The following is a 20,646-nucleotide window of genomic DNA, read 5'->3' as shown; positions in this document are numbered from 1 at the left end:
CTCTCTCCTTTACCCTTTAAATATCTTCGTGTTCTCCGTCTTCAATCACATCTGATAAGCGATCTGTAAATTGCTGCGCTGCGTTCACACCCATTCTTTTTAGTCGGAAGTTCATCGCTGCTACTTCGATGATAACAGCTAAGTTTCTTCCTGGGCGGACAGGGACGGTCATCTTTGTCACTTCAGTATCAATAATCTTCATTTTCTCTTCATCTAATCCAAGGCGGTCATACTGTTTTTTCGCATCCCAAATCTCTAAATTCATGATGAGTGTAATTCGCTTGTTACTTCGAACGGCACCGGCACCGAATAGAGTCATAACATTAATAATCCCTAAGCCGCGGATTTCTAATAAGTGTTCAATTAACTCTGGCGATGTACCTACTAATGTATCCTGGTCCTCTTGGCGAATTTCCACGCAATCATCGGCAACAAGGCGATGGCCGCGCTTGACTAGCTCTAGCGCAGTTTCACTTTTACCCACGCCACTTTTACCGGTAATTAATACTCCAATTCCATACACATCCACTAACACACCGTGGACGGCTGTTGTTGGAGCCAGCTTACTTTCTAAAAAGTTCGTTAAGCGGCTGGAGAAGCGGGTCGTTTTCATGCTTGTCCGTAAGACAGGCACCGATTCCCGTTCAGAGGCTTCAATTAATTCCACAGGAACTTCAATATCTCTAGTGACGATAATAGCTGGAGTGATATCCGTACATAACCGCTCCATTCTTGACACTCGTTCACTCTCGGAAAGCTCTTCGAAAAAGGATAGCTCCGTTTTTCCTAAAAGTTGTATGCGTTCCGCTGGATAAAATTCAAAATATCCAGCAATTTCAATACCTGGACGCGATATATCACTCGTAGTAATGGGACGGTTAATGCCCTCTTCACCACTGACCAATTCAAGCTGAAATTTCTTTACTATGTCTATCGTGCGTACTTTTGGCAAGTAGCTTCCTCCTTCATTGAATGGTATTATTCATGAACGACAGTTCACAAATAATACAAAAAATTTCATTACCTCCTATTTTAGCATTTTTTGAAAAAGAACCAAATAAAAAAAGGGTGCAAAGTTGCACCCTCATTTATCCTTCGATTTCCTAGATGGATCTAAGATGGTTTTATGAATGATAATATTTACTAGAGACATCATAACGGCAAAGAATAGTGCCATACCGAAGCCTTGAATCTCAAATGCTTCACCCATTAGATAATCTGTTAATTCAAGTGTGATGGCATTGATCACAAACAAGAAAAGCCCCATCGATAAGATGGTTACAGGTAATGTAAATAAAATTAAAAGCGGTCGCACCAGAACATTTAAGATGGATAATAAAATGCTCGCTTGAATGGCGGCCCAAAATCCTGTCAATTGAAAGCTTTCATGAAAATAGCCAGCAAGTGCCATGAACAAAACTGCATTAATTAAACATCCTATCAGCCATCTCATAATGTAAAATCTCCTACTTATTCTTCAAGTGATTTGTGAATCGTAATGGAACCTGTTTTTGTATCTGCATAGATTCTCATCATTTTATCAGGATGATTGACCGATTGAAAGCGAAGTGATTTTTGAATCATTTCCGTTTTTTCTTCGAGCACCTGAACGCCAACGAGGTTCACATGAAACCCACCTAAGTTTGTTTTTAACTCACCATTAACAGGGCTTCCCTCTGGAATAAAGACCTCTATGCCACCCGTGATCGCTTTTGCTTGAATCCATTCGGAACGATTTCCTCGTACGTTATAGCTTATATTACCGTTAAAGGATTGCGTTTCGACCTTCTTAAAATCGCCCTCTACCATGATTGCTCCATGTATGGTTTCTGCTTCAATTTCATCGAACACACTGCGGTTAACCTTAATTTTCCCATGGGCTGTCTCCAATTCCGCTTTCTTTCCGTTCAACTGATTCAGCGTTATTTTTCCATTGGCGGTCTTTACGCGAAGGTCACCCACATTCAACTCTTCTCCTACTACCGTACCATTAAACATCCTAATCCGGATTCGATCATATTGAGCCTTTGGTACAAAAATGAGTGCATCGACCTTCATCCATTTTTGCTGGGTCGTGAAACGTAATTTCTCATTCTCGATTGAAAAGTGTACATCACGAAGGAAGTTTTGACGTGCCTGGTCTTGGTTTTCCACACGATACACTTTAGCCTGACACTCAATTCGTACATCAGGTTGATCCCAAGCAGCGATTTTGACGGTGCCATTAGCCACATCAATATCTACATCCTTCATGGTGGCATCCCCATGCTGAAAAATATGAGAAATATCGACAGATTGGCCAAAGTTCAAATCAAAATCAAAGTCCTTGAGTTTTTTCAAAGCGGAATCAACAAAGTCAAAAATTTTATCCTTTGTGGATTGATACTTCGCCTGAAACGCTTCTTCCTTTTGGGCCTCCTCAAATTGAACAGCATTCGACAGTTCATTCACCATTTGCTCCTGCTTCTGCTCCATCGACTGCTGCGCTTTTTCTAGTTCCTCAAGCAACGTTAAAGCTTCCTCCACCTTAAGCTTGCCTTCTTCCACCATTTTTAAAATTCGGATTCTTTCCTCTTTCATGGTTTCCACCTCAGCCTCATAATTTTTCCCTCTTAAAGCTTATTCAGCAAGTAATACCTTTACGCCTTTTACAATGTTCCAAATCGTGACAGCGATTCCGGTAAGGGCAAAAGCGACTATGCTAATGATTGTAAAAGTAGGAATCTCATTCTGGATGTTTACGGAATCATTCAGGACTGCAATCACAACAAACGGCATAAGAATGAGCGGGATTAAGTGGGAGAATAACGATTTTTTAGCATGCGCTTTTGTGCCTTGATCACCGCTAGCAAAATACACCACAAGCGGAAAAATAAATCCTGCAAAAAAGATACTAAAATAACACAAGCTTGATAGAACCTTTCTTGTTTCCATTTCGTACATCACCTCACCCTCTATGTACGAATTGAAAGGAAAAAAGTTTCTATAAATCTGATCGAAACGTTCGATATTTTTTTCAAAAAACCTCAGTAGGAGATGCAGGGGAGATTCCGCTGGTTTTTGGATTGATTCCGCTGGTTTCGGCTGGGATTCCGCCAATTAATGGAGTTATTCCGCAAACTTTGGGCACATTTCCGCCAACTTTCCCAGTTATCCCGCCAAACACAGTTTAAGCCCCAAAAAAAGAGCCGAAACCAGCAACTGGTTTCAGCTCTTTTTCAAGTTTCAAGCTTCTACTGCACTTTTTTCTTCTATTTGTTTTTTCATTCTTAAACGATCTCGCTCAAGGATTGGTTTCAAGTATTTGCCCGTATACGATTCCGGCACTTCTGCTACCTTTTCCGGTGTACCTGACGCAATAATGGTTCCACCCTTGTCACCGCCTTCAGGTCCTAAATCAATCAGATAATCGGCAGCCTTAATGACATCCAGATTGTGCTCAATCACAAGGACGGTATCACCATTTTCAACCAATCGCTGAAGTACAACAAGTAAACGCGAAATGTCATCCACATGAAGTCCCGTTGTCGGCTCATCTAGGATGTAAAACGACTTACCGGTTGAGCGACGGTGTAGCTCCGAAGCAAGCTTCACTCGCTGGGCTTCCCCACCGGAAAGCGTGGTTGCCGGCTGACCAAGCGTAATATATCCAAGTCCGACATCCAATATCGTCTGTAGCTTGCGACTGATTTTTGGAATATTTTCGAAAAATTCAACTGCTGCTTCGACCGTCATATCAAGAATATCGGAAATATTTTTCCCTTTATACTTCACTTCCAGCGTCTCACGGTTATAACGCTTGCCATGGCACACTTCGCAAGGAACATACACATCAGGTAAGAAGTGCATCTCAATTTTAATAATCCCATCCCCGCGGCATGCCTCACAGCGACCGCCCTTCACGTTAAAGCTGAAGCGACCTTTTTTATATCCACGGACCTTTGCTTCGTTCGTAGCGGCAAATACATCACGAACGTCGTCGAAGACACCTGTGTAGGTAGCCGGGTTGGAGCGCGGTGTTCTACCAATTGGCGACTGGTCAATATCAATTACTTTTTCTAAATAATCTATTCCTTTGATGCTCTTGTGCTCGCCAGGCTTTGTTTTTGCACGATGAAGCTTTTGTGCCAGTGACTTATGGAGAATTTCATTAATTAGCGTACTTTTTCCGGAACCTGATACACCAGTAATAGCGATAAACATGCCAAGTGGAATTTTCACATTGACATTTTTCAAGTTATTTTCAGATGCGCCTTTTATTTCGATATAACGCCCATCTGGCTTCCGGCGTTCTAATGGCAAAGGAATAAATTTCTTACCCGACAAATACTGACCTGTTAACGAATTCGTGTCCGCCATGACTTCTTCCGGTGTACCGGCCGAAACCACCTGACCGCCATGCACACCAGCACCTGGGCCGATATCAATTAGATAATCGGCGGCTATCATCGTATCCTCATCATGCTCAACAACAATGAGGGTATTACCTATGTCCCGCATCTGCTGTAGTGTGCCAATTAAACGGTCATTATCACGTTGATGAAGTCCAATCGAAGGTTCATCTAGAATGTATAATACACCCGTTAAACGTGAACCAATTTGCGTCGCTAAGCGAATTCGCTGCGCCTCCCCACCGGAAAGCGTACCAGCCGTTCGGCTGAGCGTTAAATAATCGAGACCGACGTTGATTAGGAAGCCGAGGCGTTCACTGATTTCACGGAAAATGAGTTTCGCAATTTGCATCTCTTTTTCCGTCAGCTTCAATTCAGAAAAAAATTGATGCGCTTCTTCAATCGAAAGGTCGGTTACTTGAGCAATATGATGACCATTAATTAGGACAGCAAGAGTTTCCTTTTTCAACCGGTAGCCTTTACAGGTTGGACATGGCTGCTGAGCCATATATTTTTCCATTTGTTCACGGATATAATCAGAGCTTGTCTCCTTGAAACGACGTTCAACGTTCCGGATGACCCCTTCAAATTCAATATTTCCTTCACGGATTTGGCCAAAATCATTTTCATAGCGGAAATAGATTTTATCACGGCCGGAACCGTATAGGACTTTTTCTAACAAATGCTCAGGGATATCCTTTACGGGGATGTTCATATCCACCCCGAAGTGATCACAGACTGCCTCAAGCAGTTGTGGGTAATACTGGGAGCTTGTTGGCTCCCATGGAGCAATTGCATGCTGCTTTAACGTCAAATCTTTGTTAGGGATGACTAAGTCCACATCTACTTCGAGCTTAGAACCAAGTCCATCACATTCTGGGCAAGCACCGAATGGGCTGTTAAAGGAGAACATCCTTGGCTCCAGCTCCCCGATGGAAAAACCACAAAGCGGACAGGCATGATTTTCACTAAATAACAGTTCTTCCTCGCCAATCACATCGACAATGACTTTTCCTTCACCGAGCTTTAACGCCGTTTCAAGTGAATCAGCAATTCGAGCAGAAATGCCCTCCTTGACCACGATTCGATCGACAACCACTTCAATCGAGTGCTTTTTGTTCTTTTCTAATTCGATTTCATCTCCGAGATCGAGCATTTCTCCGTCCACGCGAACCCGAACAAAGCCTTGCTTTTTAATATCCTCGAGGACCTTTACATGCGTTCCTTTTCTTCCGGAAACAACGGGTGCAAGGATTTGCATCTTTGTTCGTTCCGGATATTCGAGAATCCGATCGACCATTTGTTCAATCGTTTGAGAGGAAATTTCGATATGATGAATCGGACAGGTTGGGTGTCCGACCCTTGCAAATAATAATCGTAAATAATCATAGATCTCTGTCACGGTCCCGACTGTTGAGCGCGGGTTCCGGCTTGTTGTTTTTTGATCGATAGAAATGGCAGGGGATAAACCTTCAATTGCATCAACATCAGGCTTATCCATCTGACCTAAAAATTGCCGGGCATAGGCAGACAGGGATTCTACATACCGGCGCTGCCCTTCTGCATAAATCGTATCAAATGCGAGCGAGGACTTCCCTGAACCGGAAAGCCCCGTCAACACTACAAGCTTATCTCTCGGAATGGTGACATCAATATTTTTTAAATTGTGGGCTCTGGCGCCTTTAACAACCAGTTTCTCCATCGCCATGTGTACGTCATCCTTCCGCTTTAAGTTCCAATAATAGGTCACGAAGCTCGGCAGCACGTTCGAAGTTTAATGCCTTTGCTTCTACCTTCATCTCTTGTTCCATCGTAGCAATCAGCTTTTCTCTTTCCTTCTTGTTCATCTTGCTGAAGGATGCGGCTGGTGTGTACTCTTCTTGCTCCTCGGCCGCATGTGTCGCACGTATGACTTCACGGATTGCTTTTTGAATAGTCTTTGGCGTTATCCCATGCTTTTCGTTATATTCTTCTTGGATGATACGGCGCCGCCTTGTTTCGCCAATCGCCAGCTCCATCGAATTCGTCATGCGATCAGCGTACATAATGACATGCCCATTGGCATTCCGTGCTGCGCGTCCAATCGTCTGAATGAGGGAGCGCTCGGATCGGAGGAAGCCTTCTTTGTCCGCATCAAGTATGGTTATGAGTGACACTTCGGGAATATCCAGACCTTCACGGAGCAGGTTGATTCCAATAAGAACGTCATATTTCCCCATTCGCAGTTCGCGGATGATTTCAATCCGTTCTAGCGTTTTTACTTCTGAGTGTAAATATTGAACTTTAATTCCAATTTCTTTTAGATAATCGGTTAAATCCTCTGACATTTTCTTCGTCAAAGTCGTGACAAGGACACGTTCGTTTTTCTTCACACGCTCGTGAATTTCACCGATTAAATCATCAATTTGTCCCTCAATCGGTCGGACCTCAATCGTTGGATCTAATAGTCCAGTCGGGCGGATGATTTGCTGAACCATGTCAGGCGTATGCTCCAGCTCATATGGTCCAGGAGTCGCCGAAACAAAGATGGCGTTGTGAACATGCTTATCAAATTCATCAAACGTTAACGGCCGGTTATCAAGAGCCGATGGCAGACGGAAACCATGGTCCACGAGGACTTGTTTCCTTGCTTTGTCCCCATTAAACATACCCCTGATTTGTGGCAGGGTAACATGGGACTCATCGATAATCAGTAGAAAATCTTCTGGAAAATAATCCAGCAGTGTATACGGCGTCGATCCTGCCGGCCTTAAGGTAAGGTGACGTGAATAATTTTCAATGCCTGAACAAAAACCCATTTCTCTCATCATTTCTAAATCATAACGGGTCCGCTGTTCAATTCGCTGGGCTTCAAGTAACTTATTGTCCGCTCGCAGCTCCTCAAGGCGTTCCTCCAGTTCTTTTTCTATATTCTGAATGGCAACGCGCATTTTCTCTTCTCGTGTAACGAAGTGGGAGGCTGGAAAAATGGCGATATGCTCGCGTTCACCAATAATTTCACCTGTGAGCGCATCCACTTCACGAATCCGGTCGATTTCATCACCGAAAAATTCTACGCGCACACAATGCTCATCACGTGAAACGGGGAAAATCTCGACCACGTCTCCACGAACCCGAAAGGTACCGCGTTTAAAATCAATATCATTTCGTTCATATTGAATATCGACTAAGCGATGGAGCAGGTGATTGCGCTCGATTTCCATACCGCTTCTTAGTGAAAGGACCATCTCACGATATTCTTCTGGAGAACCGAGACCATAGATACAAGAGACACTGGCGATGATGATGACATCTTTCCGTTCAAAAAGAGCAGAAGTGGCTGAGTGGCGCAATTTATCAATTTCATCGTTAATGCTAGCATCTTTTTCAATGAAGGTATCGGTTTGCGGCACATACGCTTCCGGTTGATAGTAATCATAGTAGCTGACAAAATACTCTACCGCGTTGTTCGGGAAAAATTCCTTGAACTCGCTGTACAGCTGTCCTGCCAATGTTTTGTTGTGGGCAATGACAAGGGTTGGTTTATTAACCTCTTTAATCACGTTAGAAACGGTGAACGTCTTTCCTGTTCCTGTCGCCCCAAGGAGTGTTTGATGACGCTTATTATTTCGAATCCCCTCGACTAACTGGCGGATGGCTTCCGGCTGATCCCCCTGTGGAGAGTACGCTGAGACTAATTCAAATTGGTCTTTCACACGATTTCCTCCCGTACAAATAAATCACTTTTCAGCTAAAAATCTAGTTATTGACCGGGATGGTGCTGGAAAGTGTATCCTCTAAAATTTCATATTAACATTCTACCACAATACCCCAAAAACAAACCAACAATATGCGAACTAGTATTCGTTTTTTTGATTTTTCATTTAATATAATAAAAAGCCTGCCAGTTTCCTGACAGACTACGTAGATATGTTAGATTACTAGGTCTTCTTCACTGCTCTTGGCTTCATTTTAGCCGCCAGCCAGAAACCGGCAGTCAAGGAGAAAGCATCAATGACAATTAACACGAAGGTATTCGTATAACCTTTATATACAGAGGCAGCGATCAAAGCAACCGTTAGAACTAGGCCGATTAGTCGATTATAAGTGACCCGTGTAAAAAGCAGGACTAGTAACCCTGGCAAAATAAGTGCCGACAAGTATTCAATAACATTTACCAATGGGTACACCTCATTCAATAAATTTCTGTTAATTAATTCTAGAAATTTATGAACAAAATTGCAACAAAAATATTAAATTCATCTGTCCTTATGATTCATGCTTCATTTGAAGAACTGCTTCTTTTTGACTTGTCATCAAGCTTACTAGTACAAAACAAAGAAATGAAAGTAAAATTGGCATAACCACTGTATGAAGGCCAAATGCATTTGGATGAAAACGGTCTAATAATATATAAGACCCCATTCCCACAATCATAGATGTTATCGCTCCATACTTATTTCCCTTACTCCAATACAACCCTAAAACAACAGGCCAAATAAAGACAGATTCAAGACCTCCAAACGAGAATAAATTGAGCCAGACAATTAAATCAGGTGGACTTAAAGCTAGTAGGATGACAAGAATCCCAATCACCGCTGTGACACTGAAGCTGACTTTTTTTACATGGTTGTCTTCTGCGTGCGGCTTGATGTAATTAAGATAAACATCCTTTACTAATGCAGAGCTTACAAGAATTAATAAGGCATCTACCGTGGACATGATTGCTGCCATAGGAGCTGCTAGGACAATACCGGCAACATACGGTGGCAAGACCTTCATCGACAACAATGGCATAACGGTATCACCAATTTTTACATTTGGTAGAACAGGACGTGCAAACACCCCAATCAGGTGCATGCCAAGCATGATAAAGCCGACTACAATAGTACCAATTATAATTGCACTGTGCATGGCCTTAGAATTTTTATAAGACATCGCACGCACCGTAATTTGTGGTAATCCAACTACACCGACCCCTACTAAAATCCAAAAAGATGAAACATAAGCCGGAGTCAGATTATGCTGCGCACCAAACGGGCTAATCAGGTTTGGATTCTCTGCTGCTAAATCAGAAATAATTTTGGGGATTCCGCCACCAGCCTTAATGGTTGCAATCAGCAGAATTAATGTCCCGATAAACATCACAACGCCTTGAACCGTATCCGTTAACGCAACCGCTCGGAATCCGCCAACAATCACGAATACAAGGACCGAAAACGCAAAAATAAGGAGTGCAGTTGTATAAGAAAGGCCTGTTAAGCTTTCAACCAGTCGGGCCCCGCCAATCCACTGGGCTGTCATTGAGGAAAAAAGAAAAATAATAATACTTGCTGCAGCAAGTAACACGACTGTTTTGCTTTTATACCGTTCTTTCAGAAAGTCTATTAATGTGATAGCTTTATACTGCCGAGCGACAATAGCAAATTTCTTTCCTAGTACCATTAAGGTAAAATAACCGGTTGCCAGTTGAGCCATCGCTAACAAGACCCAACCTAACCCCTGGGTATAGGCGATTCCTGGACCTCCAATAAAGCTGCTGGCACTCCCGTAGGTCGCAACCATTGTCATGGCGAGAATAAAGCCTCCCATTTGGCGTTCCCCTAAAAAATACTCCTCAAGAAATGAATTCGATTTAATCACCATTTTGTTCGACCATAGACCAATTGCAAAAATGATTAGTAAGAAGATGATCAACGGTGTGATAACGGGCCAGTTCATTTAGTCTCCCCCTCTTCGTCTTCAAAGGGTACATCTTTGAATAAAAACTTGATGGTCAAAATGACCAGTATGACCATTACAATAAAGCCAACAATACAGCTGTAAAAGAACCATGCTGGCAGTCCAAATATGTATGAGTAGTTGTTGACGTTACCTGAGCCAAGGCCATAGCCAAAGCCATACCACCAAATGAAATTAATGATAACAAGGATGACACCTATCAATGCTTCTCTATGTGCGATCTTAAAACGCTTGTCCTCTGGATTGACTGTCTTTTTCAACAGTACTCCCCCTCTGATATTTTCATATTATGTTTCACTAATATTGAACATTTTACCAAACATAGTGGATAAATAAAGTAAAAAGTGATTGGCCATGATTGCTTGGTGCCCTTAGTGGACTCCACTAGTGACTGTTCTTTCATTTTTCCAGCTTTCACAGGCACTAGTCGACTAAATAGAAAAAACCATTTGAACATGGGTCACTAGAAGACTCATTTCAAATGATTTTTCTTTTAATCTATTTAATCATTGCACCAGTTGGTCCTAGCTTGTAGCCTCCGATTTTGGTGTTAAACGCCATGGCACCGCTGCTGTAAAAGTAGTACCAGCTTTTGCCGACTAGAACCCACCCCGTTTTCATTGCACCGCTGCCCGCCAAGTAGTACCAAGTACTTCCTTGTTTCAACCAGCCTGTTTTCATCGCGCCGTTGCCGTTAAGGTAGTACCAAGTTGTTCCTTGCTTTAACCAGCCAGTCTTCATCGCACCACTGTTTGCAAAGAAATACCAAACATTTTTAACCTTTTGCCAGCCCGTTTGCATTTCGCCATCAGCATTGAAGTAGTACCAGATTCCCGAAACCTGTTTCCAGCCTGCCACATAATCACCAATAGCCGGATCATAGTAATACCATTTTCCATCATTCTGCTCCCAATTGGAAGCTGTTTTGAACTTGATAACAATGTCATTAGCTAAATATTGGCCTTGAGGGCCTGTTAACGCCTCTTTTTTAATCGTTAATGTGTAGGTTGTACTGCCTGTCAGCATATCTGGTATAACAATTAAGGTATCATCATATGTCTCATTGTATGTTTCAACATAACCTTCTGGTCCTTTTATTGTTATTAGGGATTCATCAGCAAGCTCAACATTCAGATCAAAATGGAAACCTAACAAACTATCTAGTGGCACATTTTTAACACCATCATAAAAGTTATCATGAAAATCAAAATCTTCAATATCATCGTTCCAAATAAGAGTCGCAGCCTCGAGCCATCCTACTGGTGACGCAGGTCCGGGTGTACCAGGGTCTGTCGGAGTTCCTGGGTCTGTCGGAGTTCCTGGGTCTGTCGGCGTCCCCGGATCTGTTGGTGTACCAGGAGTGCTCGGCGGTGCATCTACAGTCCCCTCTGTTTTTGCATCGATACTAACCATAGAGTACTTTCCATCACTGTCGGTAGTGACAGCAATCAATTGCCCATTCTGAAAATGAAGCTTTTGAACCGTAAGATCTTTCCTAATCGTGTATAAATACTTATTTGAATTATATTGATACACATCGATTCCGCCATCAACTCTAGCAGCAAACGTTAGTTTATCCTGCAAGCTAAACTCATAATCACTATATTTTCTTCCTAATTGGAAGGAATAACTCATATCCCCTGACCGGTACGTAGCAAGTTCAAACACAACACCACTATTATTGTACATACTCGCGCCATCTGGCGTAATTTTTGCAAATGGATCTAACGGATAATCGCCGTGATAGGGTGAATCATAGTGATTTTGAATCATGCCATTTACCACTTCAAAAGCTTCAGTATCTCTCGGGTTCAGTGAAGTTGTAATGCCGTAAATCTTTGATGTTTCCGCATTATAAAAGATATTTGTTCTTTCATACATGGATGTACCTGGGTATTGTACCGTTTGCACAACCTCTTTTTTATCCTTCATGGAATATACTTTTAAATCATCCCATTGCCCTGATCCCGGAGCAATATAAATATATCCATTATTGTCTACAGCAATATCATACGGATCTTGTTCGATATCCAATAGATTGCTTAGCGTAAAGCTGTCAGGATCCACTTCTGCAATTGCGCCAGTATATGGACCAAAATTATAAGTATCATGACTCATTTTATGCTGAGTCACATAAAGCTTATTATTGTTAAAATCTAATCTCTCAGCCGGATATGGTAGATTAAGAGTCTTGATTTCACCTGTTGAAAAATTAACTGCATATAGCATCTTACTACCCAGTTTTGTTGCATAAAGCACTGGTTTATTTGGATCAATAGCCGTGTCATTCGGTTTAAATGGCAGACTAATAGGACCACTTACCCCCTCAGCCTGAACTGGCTTTCCGGTGAGAAATGAACCCACGCTAGAAAATAATAGAACAAGAATAATCAAGGACCGTATAAACGCTTTCAAAAACAACATTCCCCCTACTAGATACATATATTTAGACCATCATATCATGCTAATTTCCAATTTACCATTACCAAATTTATGGATTTATCCATAAATTAAAGTGGTGTGTTTTAAAACAAAAACGCCAGTACGATCACTGGCGTTTTCCTTTATGGTATCTATTTTAAAAGAGAGAAAAAATAGTTTTACAGAATCTGTTTAGGTAATTTTTGTACAAAGGTTAGCAGTAAACTCATTCCTTCGCGTGTTTCCTTTGCTGATAAGGAACGAATTAACTGGAACAAGGACATTGGTTCTTTCTCTTGTCTTTCATTCTTCGCCTCCTGAAAGGCTGTTACCATTCCAGCTACTAAATCTAATGAACCTTTTTGCAGCATTTCGTCTGCGATTTCTACACCCTTTACTGCCTTTTCCATCATGTCTGAGACCATTGGTCCGGTAAGAGCGGATTTCATACTTTGAATCATGGAGACCATTTGGAACAGCGTGTTTAGTGTACCGTTCTCCTCTAGCTTTTTAACCTCTAGTAGGGCGTGCTCCAAACTCTTGCTGACATCTGGTAAAACTTTTAATAGTTCAAGAGTTTCTGGCTGTATCACATCATCAGCAAATTCAACCATTTTTACAAGTTTGGAAGCCGTTTCTGTCACCATTTCGCTCGTTACTGCTTGGAGGGCTGCATTAGTAAAATCCTTCATTTTTGTCATGGTCTGATCAGGTGTATACTCTACGACTGTTCCCATACAAATCATACCCTCCCTATAAGATTCCTCGTGCATTTAACCAATAAAGCTCATTATAGACTGATTTGAACCAGTGAAGTAAATCAGAAGTAGCTGCAGGGCTTGGCGGATTCTGATAGTCAAACGTAATCATGCTGGCATCCTCTAAACTGTTTTCTAAAAAACACGCCACTTTTCCATTATACCGCGCCGTTTCTGGCAGCCCATTAATTCTATTTGCAATATTCGTAACCATTACTTCAGACTGATAATGCGCTGTTGAACCCGCCTTACTGATTGGAAGATTTGTAGCATCACCAATGACATAAATATTATCTGATCCAATCATTTTTAATGTATAGCGGTCAGTTGGAATAAACCCACTTTCATCCCCTAACTTCGAATCAAGGATGACTTTTGCTCCGGTATGGGCTGGAATGGAAAGAAGTAAATCATATGGGTGTTCTGTTCCATCCATCGTAATGGCAACCTTTCTTTTTGGATCCACCTCTTCAAGGTTAAAGAAGGTTTCTGATAAAATATTTCGCTTTTCAAATGTTGGGCATGCCCAGTCTGCGACAGGCTGCAAAGAATGAATTCGACCAATTGGATACGTATATTTAATCTCAATCTTATCCCTATTTCCACGTTTCCTAAAATAGTCATCAAGCATTAGTGCCATTTCTAGAGGAGCAGCTGGACATTTATGCGGCACATCTACCGTAATAAGAATTTTTCCTTCTTCCATTTGTGCAAGTGTATCTCTTAGTTTAATTGCTCCATCAAGTGTATAAAAATTTTGCGATCCATCCTTTAAGCCTGGGACACTATCAAAATCAGGATGAGAACCAGTTGCTATGACTAAATAATCATAAAGATATTGATATTTAGCTGAAACAATCTTTTGATTTTCAGGATCAATTTTTGTCACTTCATCATAGACAATTTGAACATTGCGATGGGCTAACGTCTCTTGTTTACGAATAAAATGCTCTGGTGCCTTTTCATTAAAGGCAATAAACATATACCCTGGTTGATAGATATGCTTTTCTGTATTACTAATGAGGGTAATTTCTACCTCACCATTTCTAACTTTATCACCAAGCTGGCGAGCTAAACGGTTCGCTACCATCATCCCGCCACTACCTCCGCCTATTACTACCACACGTTTTTTCATGGTGAACCCTCTTTCTGTTTAGACAAATTTATTTTAATTTGCGGACAGCAATACGGTAATCGTCGCCTTCTACTACTTCATTGGCAATTTCGTGACCCATTTTATGAACCCATTCAGGGATGTCCACACGAGAGCCTTTGTCGTTAGAAATCACTTCAATGATATCGCCAATGGTTCCTTTTTTGATTCCTTTGATTAACTCCATTAAAGGCCCTGGGCAAAAAGATCCTCTTGCATCGATTGATTTCGTTACTTGTATTTCAGCCATTTGGCATTTCTCCTTTTCTATGTTGATTTTTGCAGCCTACAAATTTCAGTCTGCTGATTACATGGTTACTAATTGAGCATTTTGAGCCATTCCAAGGAAAGCTGTAACCCCGATGATATCATCAAATACATCGATCATATCTTCTTTCTCCCAACCCATAACATCCATAGCCATTGCGCAGCCATATATATGAAGGTCACCGACTTCTTTACCATTTGCTAACAAACTATCGAATAATGGAACCTTTTTTGCAAGCAATTCTTTTCCTACTGTACCGGCCATGAAATCTTCTTTCTCAAAGCTTGATTTTAAAAATGGTTTTAAGGCATTCATCGTGACAAAAACATTCACCTGCATTCCTGACATGGAAGCAACAGAACCCACTAATGAACCTGCATGCAGTTTTTCTAAATCCTCTGAAACTAAAATTACCGCTAGTGATGGAGCTTGTTGAGACATTTAAAATTCCTCCTTGTTTATTTCTGATTTATCTTATCTACTAGTTTATTATACCTGTACGGGTATATGTATGTCTGTGTCGATTCCTTGTGCAAGTTTTGAGCATTTTTTTACAAATGGGGAATTGCCAGACATAATACTTGACAATGTAGTTCCTACTGATCAATTGGTACTAAAGATGAACTTTGTCATATCCTCCCAATCCTTCCGGGGATATAATAGGTATATCCATAACATAAAATGATAGTGATAGGAGAGAATTAACTACCATGAAGTCATTAATAGAATCGTATAAAAATGATCAAGAATCTGTATATCATATTTGGTTTTTACATAGTAATGATCGATTAAAAGCCTTTAGAACAATACGTAAAGGGTTATTAAAGGTAATAAAGGAAATTGAAGGAGATTCTTTTGGTAACGACTTCAAAGGATCAAGCCTCGAATTTGTCATTTCAGCTATTTCCGAACAAAAACAGATATTTGAAGGTGCAGCCCATGCTTTTTACTGGAAACCAAAATTAAGAATCCCAGATATTTATGAAAATAGTCAAAACAAGAAAGCATTTGGACGATTCTTAAAAGCATGCCTGGAAACAACTAAGGCAGAGAAAGTTGTAGAAGAAATACAAAGGTTAGATGGATTAAAAATAAAAGGTCTTGGACCTGCGGTTGCGAATATTTTATATTTTTTACATCCAATGCAGTTTCCACCTTTCAATACTGCAATTGTTAATGGGTTTAATGTGCTATTCCACGAAAAATTAAAATTAGGCTCATGGGATGCATACCTAACTATGCGAGAAAGGATGCTCCATGAAAATGAAGACAACCGGAACGACCTATCGAAAGATTTGGGAGCTCTTGCTGGATTGTTATATGAAATTGGAAGTAATCGTATGATTGTGGAAGATAATGCAATTGATTACATTAATAAAGAATATGAAAAGAGTGAAAAAGCAAAACTACGCCGAAGTAAAGAAGTAAAAAAAGATGAGGTCGAAGAAAATAGCCATTCTGAAATGCAATATCATCTTGCTCGCCTAGGTAATTCACTTGGCTATAAAGTCTGGATTGCACGTAATGACCATAAAAGAGAATGGGCTGGACAAAAACTGGGAGAACTTTCAATTCAAAATTTAAATATTTTCAACTTCCCACCCTCTGTTGCCGATACAATTTCATTAATAGATGTCCTTTGGCTTGATCAAAACGAAAATGTCATTGCTGGCTTTGAAGTGGAAAAAAGTACTTCAATATATTCAGGAATATTACGATTATCAGATTTATCACTATCCATTGAAGGAGAACGGTGTCAATTTTACCTGGTTGCACCAGAAAAAAGAGAAAAGGAAATTAAAGCCCAATTGCTCAGGCCTTCCATTCGTTCACTTGATTCTCAATCTATCTTATATCTATTATTTCATGATTTGCGTTGCGACTGTGATGCCATGTGTAAATTTGGTAATGATGCATCCATACTAAATAAAATATCAAAAACGGTATAAATGTTAAAAATGCCGAAGATCTGCCACTACTATATTCAATGATGCAATAAAGACTGACTAACACTGGTCAGCCTTTTTTTGTAATCTTCTTTAAAAATTAATACATTCTGCAAACTATCTGCAAACTATCTGCAAACTTTTTTTTTATACTTTCTTTTAGGAGGTATTCACTATGAAAAAAATATTTATGTTATTTAATTTAACCCTAATTCTTTTTGTTATCTCAGCCTGCTCAAATTCAAATAGTTCAATGAGTGGCCACGACATGTCCAACATGGATATGGGGAAAACCGAGAACTCCTCATCCACGAACAATTCAGAAAGTAAAGATGATGCGAATTTACCGTTAACAACCGCTATCAAGGAGTTAACCGGAAATACGATTAACTTAACAGCAAAAGAAGCAGTAAACCAATTTGATTCAAAACATAAGTTTACTGTTTGGACCTTTAATGGTTCTGTTCCCGGTTCCTTCATTAGAGTTAAGCAAGATGAACAAATTACTATAAATTTAAAAAATGAGTTGCCGGAACCAGTAACCATTCACTGGCATGGATTACCTGTCCCTAACAGCCAAGATGGAATTCCTGGTGTTACTCAAAATGCTGTTCAACCAGGTAAAACATTTACTTATCAGTTTACAGCCACTGTCCCTGGAACCTATTGGTATCACTCCCACCAAAATGGTGTAAACCAATTAGATAAAGGGTTATATGGTGCATTTATAGTAGAGGGTAACGTTGAAGAAAAGGTAGATAAAGACTACACATTAGTTCTAGACGATTGGATTTCATCGGGAGAAACGATGGATGAAATGGATGGAATGTCTGGAATGGATATGAATGAGGATAGCGACAAAAATAATTCATCAAGCCATGATATGAGCGGTATGGACATGGGTGGTATGAATATGGGTGATGATATGAGCATGTATGACTTGTATACCATCAATGGCAAAGCTGGTAGTTCAATTGAGCCATTAAAAGTAAGCAAGGGTGATAAAGTCCGAATTCGCTTGATCAATGCTGGTTACATTTCTCATAAGCTTCATTTACATGGACATGATTTTAAAGTAATCTCAACTGATGGTAATCCTGTCAACAATCCTTCTGTTGTAAATAATGAGCTAATAAGTGTAGCGCCTGGTGAAAGATATGATATTGAGTTTACAGCAAACACTCCAGGTGACTGGTATTTAGAATCTCATGATTCCGATCAAACAGCAACCAAATCCATGGTTACACGAATTCAATATGATGAAACCAACAAAACTACGGATAAAAGGAACTATAAGGACTCTTTACCAATCTTTGACGCAACAAAATATGGAGAAAACAGTAAAGCTAGCTTTTCTATTAATCAAAAATATAATGTTGAATATACGATGGATTTAAATACAGAAATGAACAATAAAGGAATGGTTTATACAATTAATGGAAAGGCCTTTCCTGAAACAGAAAACATTAATGTAAAAAAAGGTGACTTGGTAAAAGTTACGTTGAAAAATTCATCTAAAAATGCAGACCATCCTATGCATTTACATGGTCACACCTTTCAAGTATTAAGTAAAAATGGTAAGCCACTATCAGGGTCACCAATCTTAAAGGATACGTTGAATTTAAAACCTGGGGATGAATATGAAGTTGCCTTTAAAGCAGATAATCCTGGAGATTGGATGTTCCATTGCCACGATTTACACCATGCATCAGCTGGTATGGTGACAGAATTGAAATATGATGGATTTACTCCTTCTTTCAAGGCCGATCCAAATGCAGGTAATAAACCTGAATAGTAAATAAGAAAAGCGCAAGGGGCTAGACGCTGGAGCTGGACAATTCTCGAAATCGAATATTTCTTGATATGATAAAAAGGAAGCGATCGCTTCCTTTTTATTTTTCATATCTCAAACTGAAGTAGATTTATGATCTTTTATAGTAACATTTTGTTTAAATATCGCCTTACGAATATAAGGAATAATCCACTGATCTAATCCGTATCTTCCTGCATTGAACCCACTGAATAAAATAATTCCTCCTAAGAAAATATCTTGCGGATTGGAAGACACAGTACCTGCAAACATGAAGGAAAAATTCATTACCAAGGCAAAGAAAGCAGCTGCGGTAGTTAAAGTACCAAGAATTAATCCTAATCCTATTAAAAACTCTCCAACTGGAACAATCGTGTTAAAAATATCAACATTCGGTAACGCCACTCCATTTAAGAAAGAAACATACCAACTGTACAATATATTTCCTTCAGGACCTTTCACCGGATTAGCAATTGCCCCCTTTAAGAACCCTGATGCATCAAACCCACCAGTTAACTTATGAAAACCTGCTGTTAAAAATGTGTAACCAAGATACAACCGAAAGACAACTAAGATTCCTGCAGAGATTTTACTTTCTCTTAACCATTTTGCGAACATTGAAGGTCGCTTCCTTTCTCCATTGAATATAATAATTACACTTACAATATAGCGTCAAAATATGGAGAAAGTGTGGAAGAATTTGATAATACCTTGATCCTATTGTGACAAATTAATGAAAGTTACATTTTTTATTTATAAGAAATGGGCTGATTAGGGGAACTAGTCAGCCTCTTCTTTGTTATTTATTTATTTATGCCCGTTTCAGTATAATAGTATCGGGCAAGGCCCTTTGACCTTCTTAACCAGATTAATAAAATCGCTATACCAATCAGGACCATCGAAACAATCTGGGCGATCCTAGTGAATCTGTAAGCATTCAACTGTCATTTCTTATTCCCTCTACAAAAAATCTACCTATAGAGTACGAAATTAAGTAGGAGAGGAATAATTCTACTCTCTTAAGGAATGGAATATTCATACCCTTTTTATTGAATGTTTTTGAGAATAGATTGGAACTCTTCGACGGCACCATATGCTCCATTCATCATGGTTTTTACCTCCGATGCATCTTATAATAGATTTTTAATTTTGCTGTATTCTTCGGCAGTAATTTGTCCAGCCGCATATCTCATATCAATAACACGCCTTGCTTCATCAACACCGGAATTTTCATTTCCTTGAAACTTTTGAGAGATATTTTGTAATTCTCCTGTTTTGTATAAGTAAAATCCGATACCTAAAAGAAGTAGTAATAACATGGTTAATTCCTCCAAAATTTTAGTTAGTGAGAGCCGGCAAACCGGCTCTCACTCGTTTATTTAAACTAAACCTTTTACAGATTTTCATTCCCCATCATTCCTTGGAAATTTGCACTGTTTGAAGAGCCCCCAGTGCCATGCATTCCCTTATAGAATTCCTCTAATTGTTGGTCCGTTAGATCTGGGTGCATTTGTTTCATATATGGTTTCATCTGACCAAAGTTTACATTTCCCTCTTCCATAAACTTCTGCATGTCTTCAATTGTTCCTGATTTCATGGAATTTGTCATCTGCTCCATGTTGATCCCTTGTTGCTGCATATAGGCTGCTGGGTTCGGTTGATTCCCTTGTGCAAAGGCTTTATAGACTCCTGTTCCTCCACCTACAATAAGTGCTGCTGCTAATGCTCCTGTTATGATCGTCTTTTTCATTTTCGTTTCCTCCTATGGTTTATAAAAGATTTTTTTTGATTTGCTCAAATTCTTCTACTGTAATCTCCCCACTAGCAAGCCTTGATTTTGCAATTTTCAATGCTTCTGAATGAACAGCTGGTTGTAGCCCTAGACTTGTATCCTTCTGAACAGGAGCATGCCTGTTCATAACTAAGTAAAACAAGAAGCCTATCAAAACGAAAAACAATATCATCATCATTGAGCCACCTCCCATCATTCCATATCCGATGCCATATCCTTGACCCATCATCAAAAACTCCTCCTTTTTTATTACAATTTAAAAATACCGCTATATTGTGAAGAAAGTATGGAACTAAATATTCCCTAACGAAATCCCCCCTTTTCAAAATACCACTATGATTAATGGCTATATCTATAAGATAAGAGGAATACATGAAGAAAGTATG

At 39.9% G+C, this 20,646-nt stretch carries 21 protein-coding genes; 2 read left to right on the top strand and 19 right to left on the bottom strand.

Going from position 1 to position 20,646, the window contains the following annotated elements; translation table 11 throughout:
* Positions 1 to 16 precede the first annotated feature (16 nt).
* From hprK to QFZ87_RS06535, 14 genes are all read right to left on the bottom strand, one after another.
* Positions 17 to 952 (bottom strand): HPr(Ser) kinase/phosphatase, encoded by a 936-nt coding sequence (gene hprK, locus QFZ87_RS06600; RefSeq protein WP_308082529.1) that lies wholly within the window; start codon positions 950 to 952, stop codon positions 17 to 19.
* Between the two features lie 132 nt (positions 953 to 1,084).
* On the bottom strand, positions 1,085 to 1,453 hold the full coding sequence (locus tag QFZ87_RS06595; protein WP_309859343.1) for a phage holin family protein: 369 nt from the start codon (positions 1,451 to 1,453) through the stop codon (positions 1,085 to 1,087).
* Positions 1,454 to 1,470: 17 nt separating this feature from the next.
* Positions 1,471 to 2,580: a DUF4097 family beta strand repeat-containing protein gene (locus QFZ87_RS06590; RefSeq protein ID WP_309859341.1), complete on the bottom strand. Its 1,110-nt coding sequence runs from the start codon at positions 2,578 to 2,580 to the stop codon at positions 1,471 to 1,473.
* Positions 2,581 to 2,619: 39 nt separating this feature from the next.
* Complete coding sequence (locus tag QFZ87_RS06585) at positions 2,620 to 2,934, bottom strand: magnetosome magnetite crystal formation protein family (protein WP_309859340.1); 315 nt, start codon at positions 2,932 to 2,934, stop codon at positions 2,620 to 2,622.
* Between the two features lie 291 nt (positions 2,935 to 3,225).
* The gene (gene uvrA / locus QFZ87_RS06580) at positions 3,226 to 6,099 is read right to left on the bottom strand and encodes an excinuclease ABC subunit UvrA (protein ID WP_309859337.1); all 2,874 of its coding nucleotides are present in this window, start codon (positions 6,097 to 6,099) and stop codon (positions 3,226 to 3,228) included.
* A gap of 7 nt (positions 6,100 to 6,106) precedes the next feature.
* Positions 6,107 to 8,086 carry an excinuclease ABC subunit UvrB gene (gene uvrB / locus QFZ87_RS06575; protein ID WP_309859334.1) on the bottom strand — a complete coding sequence of 660 codons (1,980 nt, stop codon included), beginning with the start codon at positions 8,084 to 8,086 and terminating at the stop codon, positions 6,107 to 6,109.
* 225 nt (positions 8,087 to 8,311) lie between these two features.
* On the bottom strand, positions 8,312 to 8,551 hold the full coding sequence (locus QFZ87_RS06570) for a DUF2198 family protein (protein WP_308082521.1): 240 nt from the start codon (positions 8,549 to 8,551) through the stop codon (positions 8,312 to 8,314).
* 88 nt (positions 8,552 to 8,639) lie between these two features.
* Positions 8,640 to 10,091 carry a sodium/pantothenate symporter gene (gene panF, locus QFZ87_RS06565; RefSeq protein WP_309859326.1) on the bottom strand — a complete coding sequence of 484 codons (1,452 nt, stop codon included), beginning with the start codon at positions 10,089 to 10,091 and terminating at the stop codon, positions 8,640 to 8,642.
* A complete protein-coding gene (locus QFZ87_RS06560) occupies positions 10,088 to 10,372 on the bottom strand; it encodes a YhdT family protein (protein ID WP_309859324.1) in 285 nt (94 codons plus the stop codon). Before QFZ87_RS06560 ends, panF begins: the two co-directional genes overlap by 4 nt.
* Before the next feature lie 238 nt (positions 10,373 to 10,610).
* Positions 10,611 to 12,527 carry a hypothetical protein gene (locus QFZ87_RS06555; protein ID WP_309859321.1) on the bottom strand — a complete coding sequence of 639 codons (1,917 nt, stop codon included), beginning with the start codon at positions 12,525 to 12,527 and terminating at the stop codon, positions 10,611 to 10,613.
* A 185-nt stretch (positions 12,528 to 12,712) separates the two neighbouring features.
* Positions 12,713 to 13,270, bottom strand: a complete 558-nt coding sequence (locus tag QFZ87_RS06550; protein WP_309859318.1) for a DUF1641 domain-containing protein — start codon at positions 13,268 to 13,270, stop codon at positions 12,713 to 12,715.
* Positions 13,271 to 13,286: 16 nt separating this feature from the next.
* Entirely contained in the window at positions 13,287 to 14,426 is a 1,140-nt protein-coding gene (locus QFZ87_RS06545; RefSeq protein ID WP_309859315.1) for an NAD(P)/FAD-dependent oxidoreductase, read from the bottom strand.
* Positions 14,427 to 14,454: 28 nt separating this feature from the next.
* Entirely contained in the window at positions 14,455 to 14,694 is a 240-nt protein-coding gene (locus tag QFZ87_RS06540) for a sulfurtransferase TusA family protein (protein ID WP_309859314.1), read from the bottom strand.
* A gap of 57 nt (positions 14,695 to 14,751) precedes the next feature.
* Positions 14,752 to 15,153 (bottom strand): DsrE/DsrF/DrsH-like family protein, encoded by a 402-nt coding sequence (locus tag QFZ87_RS06535; RefSeq protein ID WP_309859309.1) that lies wholly within the window; start codon positions 15,151 to 15,153, stop codon positions 14,752 to 14,754.
* Positions 15,154 to 15,422: 269 nt separating this feature from the next.
* Between QFZ87_RS06535 and QFZ87_RS06530 the strand changes: the two genes are divergently transcribed.
* A complete protein-coding gene (locus tag QFZ87_RS06530; protein ID WP_309859306.1) occupies positions 15,423 to 16,661 on the top strand; it encodes a hypothetical protein in 1,239 nt (412 codons plus the stop codon).
* A gap of 172 nt (positions 16,662 to 16,833) precedes the next feature.
* Complete coding sequence (locus tag QFZ87_RS06525) at positions 16,834 to 18,453, top strand: multicopper oxidase family protein (protein ID WP_309859304.1); 1,620 nt, start codon at positions 16,834 to 16,836, stop codon at positions 18,451 to 18,453.
* Positions 18,454 to 18,564: 111 nt separating this feature from the next.
* Here the strand turns inward: QFZ87_RS06525 and QFZ87_RS06520 are convergent, their stop codons facing one another.
* The 5 genes from QFZ87_RS06520 to QFZ87_RS06500 form a co-directional block, all read right to left on the bottom strand.
* Complete coding sequence (locus QFZ87_RS06520) at positions 18,565 to 19,086, bottom strand: DoxX family protein (RefSeq protein ID WP_309859302.1); 522 nt, start codon at positions 19,084 to 19,086, stop codon at positions 18,565 to 18,567.
* A gap of 319 nt (positions 19,087 to 19,405) precedes the next feature.
* Positions 19,406 to 19,507, bottom strand: coding sequence for a prolipoprotein diacylglyceryl transferase family protein (locus QFZ87_RS24930; protein WP_396133953.1), 102 nt, complete (start codon positions 19,505 to 19,507; stop codon positions 19,406 to 19,408).
* 91 nt (positions 19,508 to 19,598) lie between these two features.
* On the bottom strand, positions 19,599 to 19,787 hold the full coding sequence (locus QFZ87_RS06510; RefSeq protein ID WP_309859299.1) for an SHOCT domain-containing protein: 189 nt from the start codon (positions 19,785 to 19,787) through the stop codon (positions 19,599 to 19,601).
* Positions 19,788 to 19,861: 74 nt separating this feature from the next.
* Positions 19,862 to 20,218 carry a hypothetical protein gene (locus QFZ87_RS06505; RefSeq protein WP_309859297.1) on the bottom strand — a complete coding sequence of 119 codons (357 nt, stop codon included), beginning with the start codon at positions 20,216 to 20,218 and terminating at the stop codon, positions 19,862 to 19,864.
* A 19-nt stretch (positions 20,219 to 20,237) separates the two neighbouring features.
* Complete coding sequence (locus QFZ87_RS06500) at positions 20,238 to 20,489, bottom strand: SHOCT domain-containing protein (protein ID WP_309859294.1); 252 nt, start codon at positions 20,487 to 20,489, stop codon at positions 20,238 to 20,240.
* Between the last annotated feature and the right edge of the window lie 157 nt (positions 20,490 to 20,646).

This window comes from Bacillus sp. SLBN-46 (assembly GCF_031453555.1).
GTDB lineage: Bacteria > Bacillota > Bacilli > Bacillales > Cytobacillaceae > Neobacillus.
This window is presented reverse-complemented; position numbering and strand designations above follow the sequence as displayed.

What these genes read in the sequence shown, in the direction of transcription:
- QFZ87_RS06595 (WP_309859343.1), bottom strand. Translation starts at nt 1,453, where the DNA reads ATGAGATGGCTGATAGGATGTTTAATTAATGCAGTTTTGTTCATGGCA.
- QFZ87_RS06590 (WP_309859341.1), bottom strand. Translation starts at nt 2,580, where the DNA reads ATGAAAGAGGAAAGAATCCGAATTTTAAAAATGGTGGAAGAAGGCAAG.
- QFZ87_RS06585 (WP_309859340.1), bottom strand. Translation starts at nt 2,934, where the DNA reads ATGGAAACAAGAAAGGTTCTATCAAGCTTGTGTTATTTTAGTATCTTT.
- uvrA (WP_309859337.1), bottom strand. Translation starts at nt 6,099, where the DNA reads ATGGCGATGGAGAAACTGGTTGTTAAAGGCGCCAGAGCCCACAATTTA.
- panF (WP_309859326.1), bottom strand. Translation starts at nt 10,091, where the DNA reads ATGAACTGGCCCGTTATCACACCGTTGATCATCTTCTTACTAATCATT.
- QFZ87_RS06550 (WP_309859318.1), bottom strand. Translation starts at nt 13,270, where the DNA reads ATGGGAACAGTCGTAGAGTATACACCTGATCAGACCATGACAAAAATG.
- QFZ87_RS06545 (WP_309859315.1), bottom strand. Translation starts at nt 14,426, where the DNA reads ATGAAAAAACGTGTGGTAGTAATAGGCGGAGGTAGTGGCGGGATGATG.
- QFZ87_RS06540 (WP_309859314.1), bottom strand. Translation starts at nt 14,694, where the DNA reads ATGGCTGAAATACAAGTAACGAAATCAATCGATGCAAGAGGATCTTTT.
- QFZ87_RS06535 (WP_309859309.1), bottom strand. Translation starts at nt 15,153, where the DNA reads ATGTCTCAACAAGCTCCATCACTAGCGGTAATTTTAGTTTCAGAGGAT.
- QFZ87_RS06530 (WP_309859306.1), top strand. Translation starts at nt 15,423, where the DNA reads ATGAAGTCATTAATAGAATCGTATAAAAATGATCAAGAATCTGTATAT.
- QFZ87_RS06525 (WP_309859304.1), top strand. Translation starts at nt 16,834, where the DNA reads ATGAAAAAAATATTTATGTTATTTAATTTAACCCTAATTCTTTTTGTT.
- QFZ87_RS06520 (WP_309859302.1), bottom strand. Translation starts at nt 19,086, where the DNA reads ATGTTCGCAAAATGGTTAAGAGAAAGTAAAATCTCTGCAGGAATCTTA.
- QFZ87_RS24930 (WP_396133953.1), bottom strand. Translation starts at nt 19,507, where the DNA reads ATGAATATTCCATTCCTTAAGAGAGTAGAATTATTCCTCTCCTACTTA.
- QFZ87_RS06510 (WP_309859299.1), bottom strand. Translation starts at nt 19,787, where the DNA reads ATGTTATTACTACTTCTTTTAGGTATCGGATTTTACTTATACAAAACA.
- QFZ87_RS06505 (WP_309859297.1), bottom strand. Translation starts at nt 20,218, where the DNA reads ATGAAAAAGACGATCATAACAGGAGCATTAGCAGCAGCACTTATTGTA.
- QFZ87_RS06500 (WP_309859294.1), bottom strand. Translation starts at nt 20,489, where the DNA reads ATGATGGGTCAAGGATATGGCATCGGATATGGAATGATGGGAGGTGGC.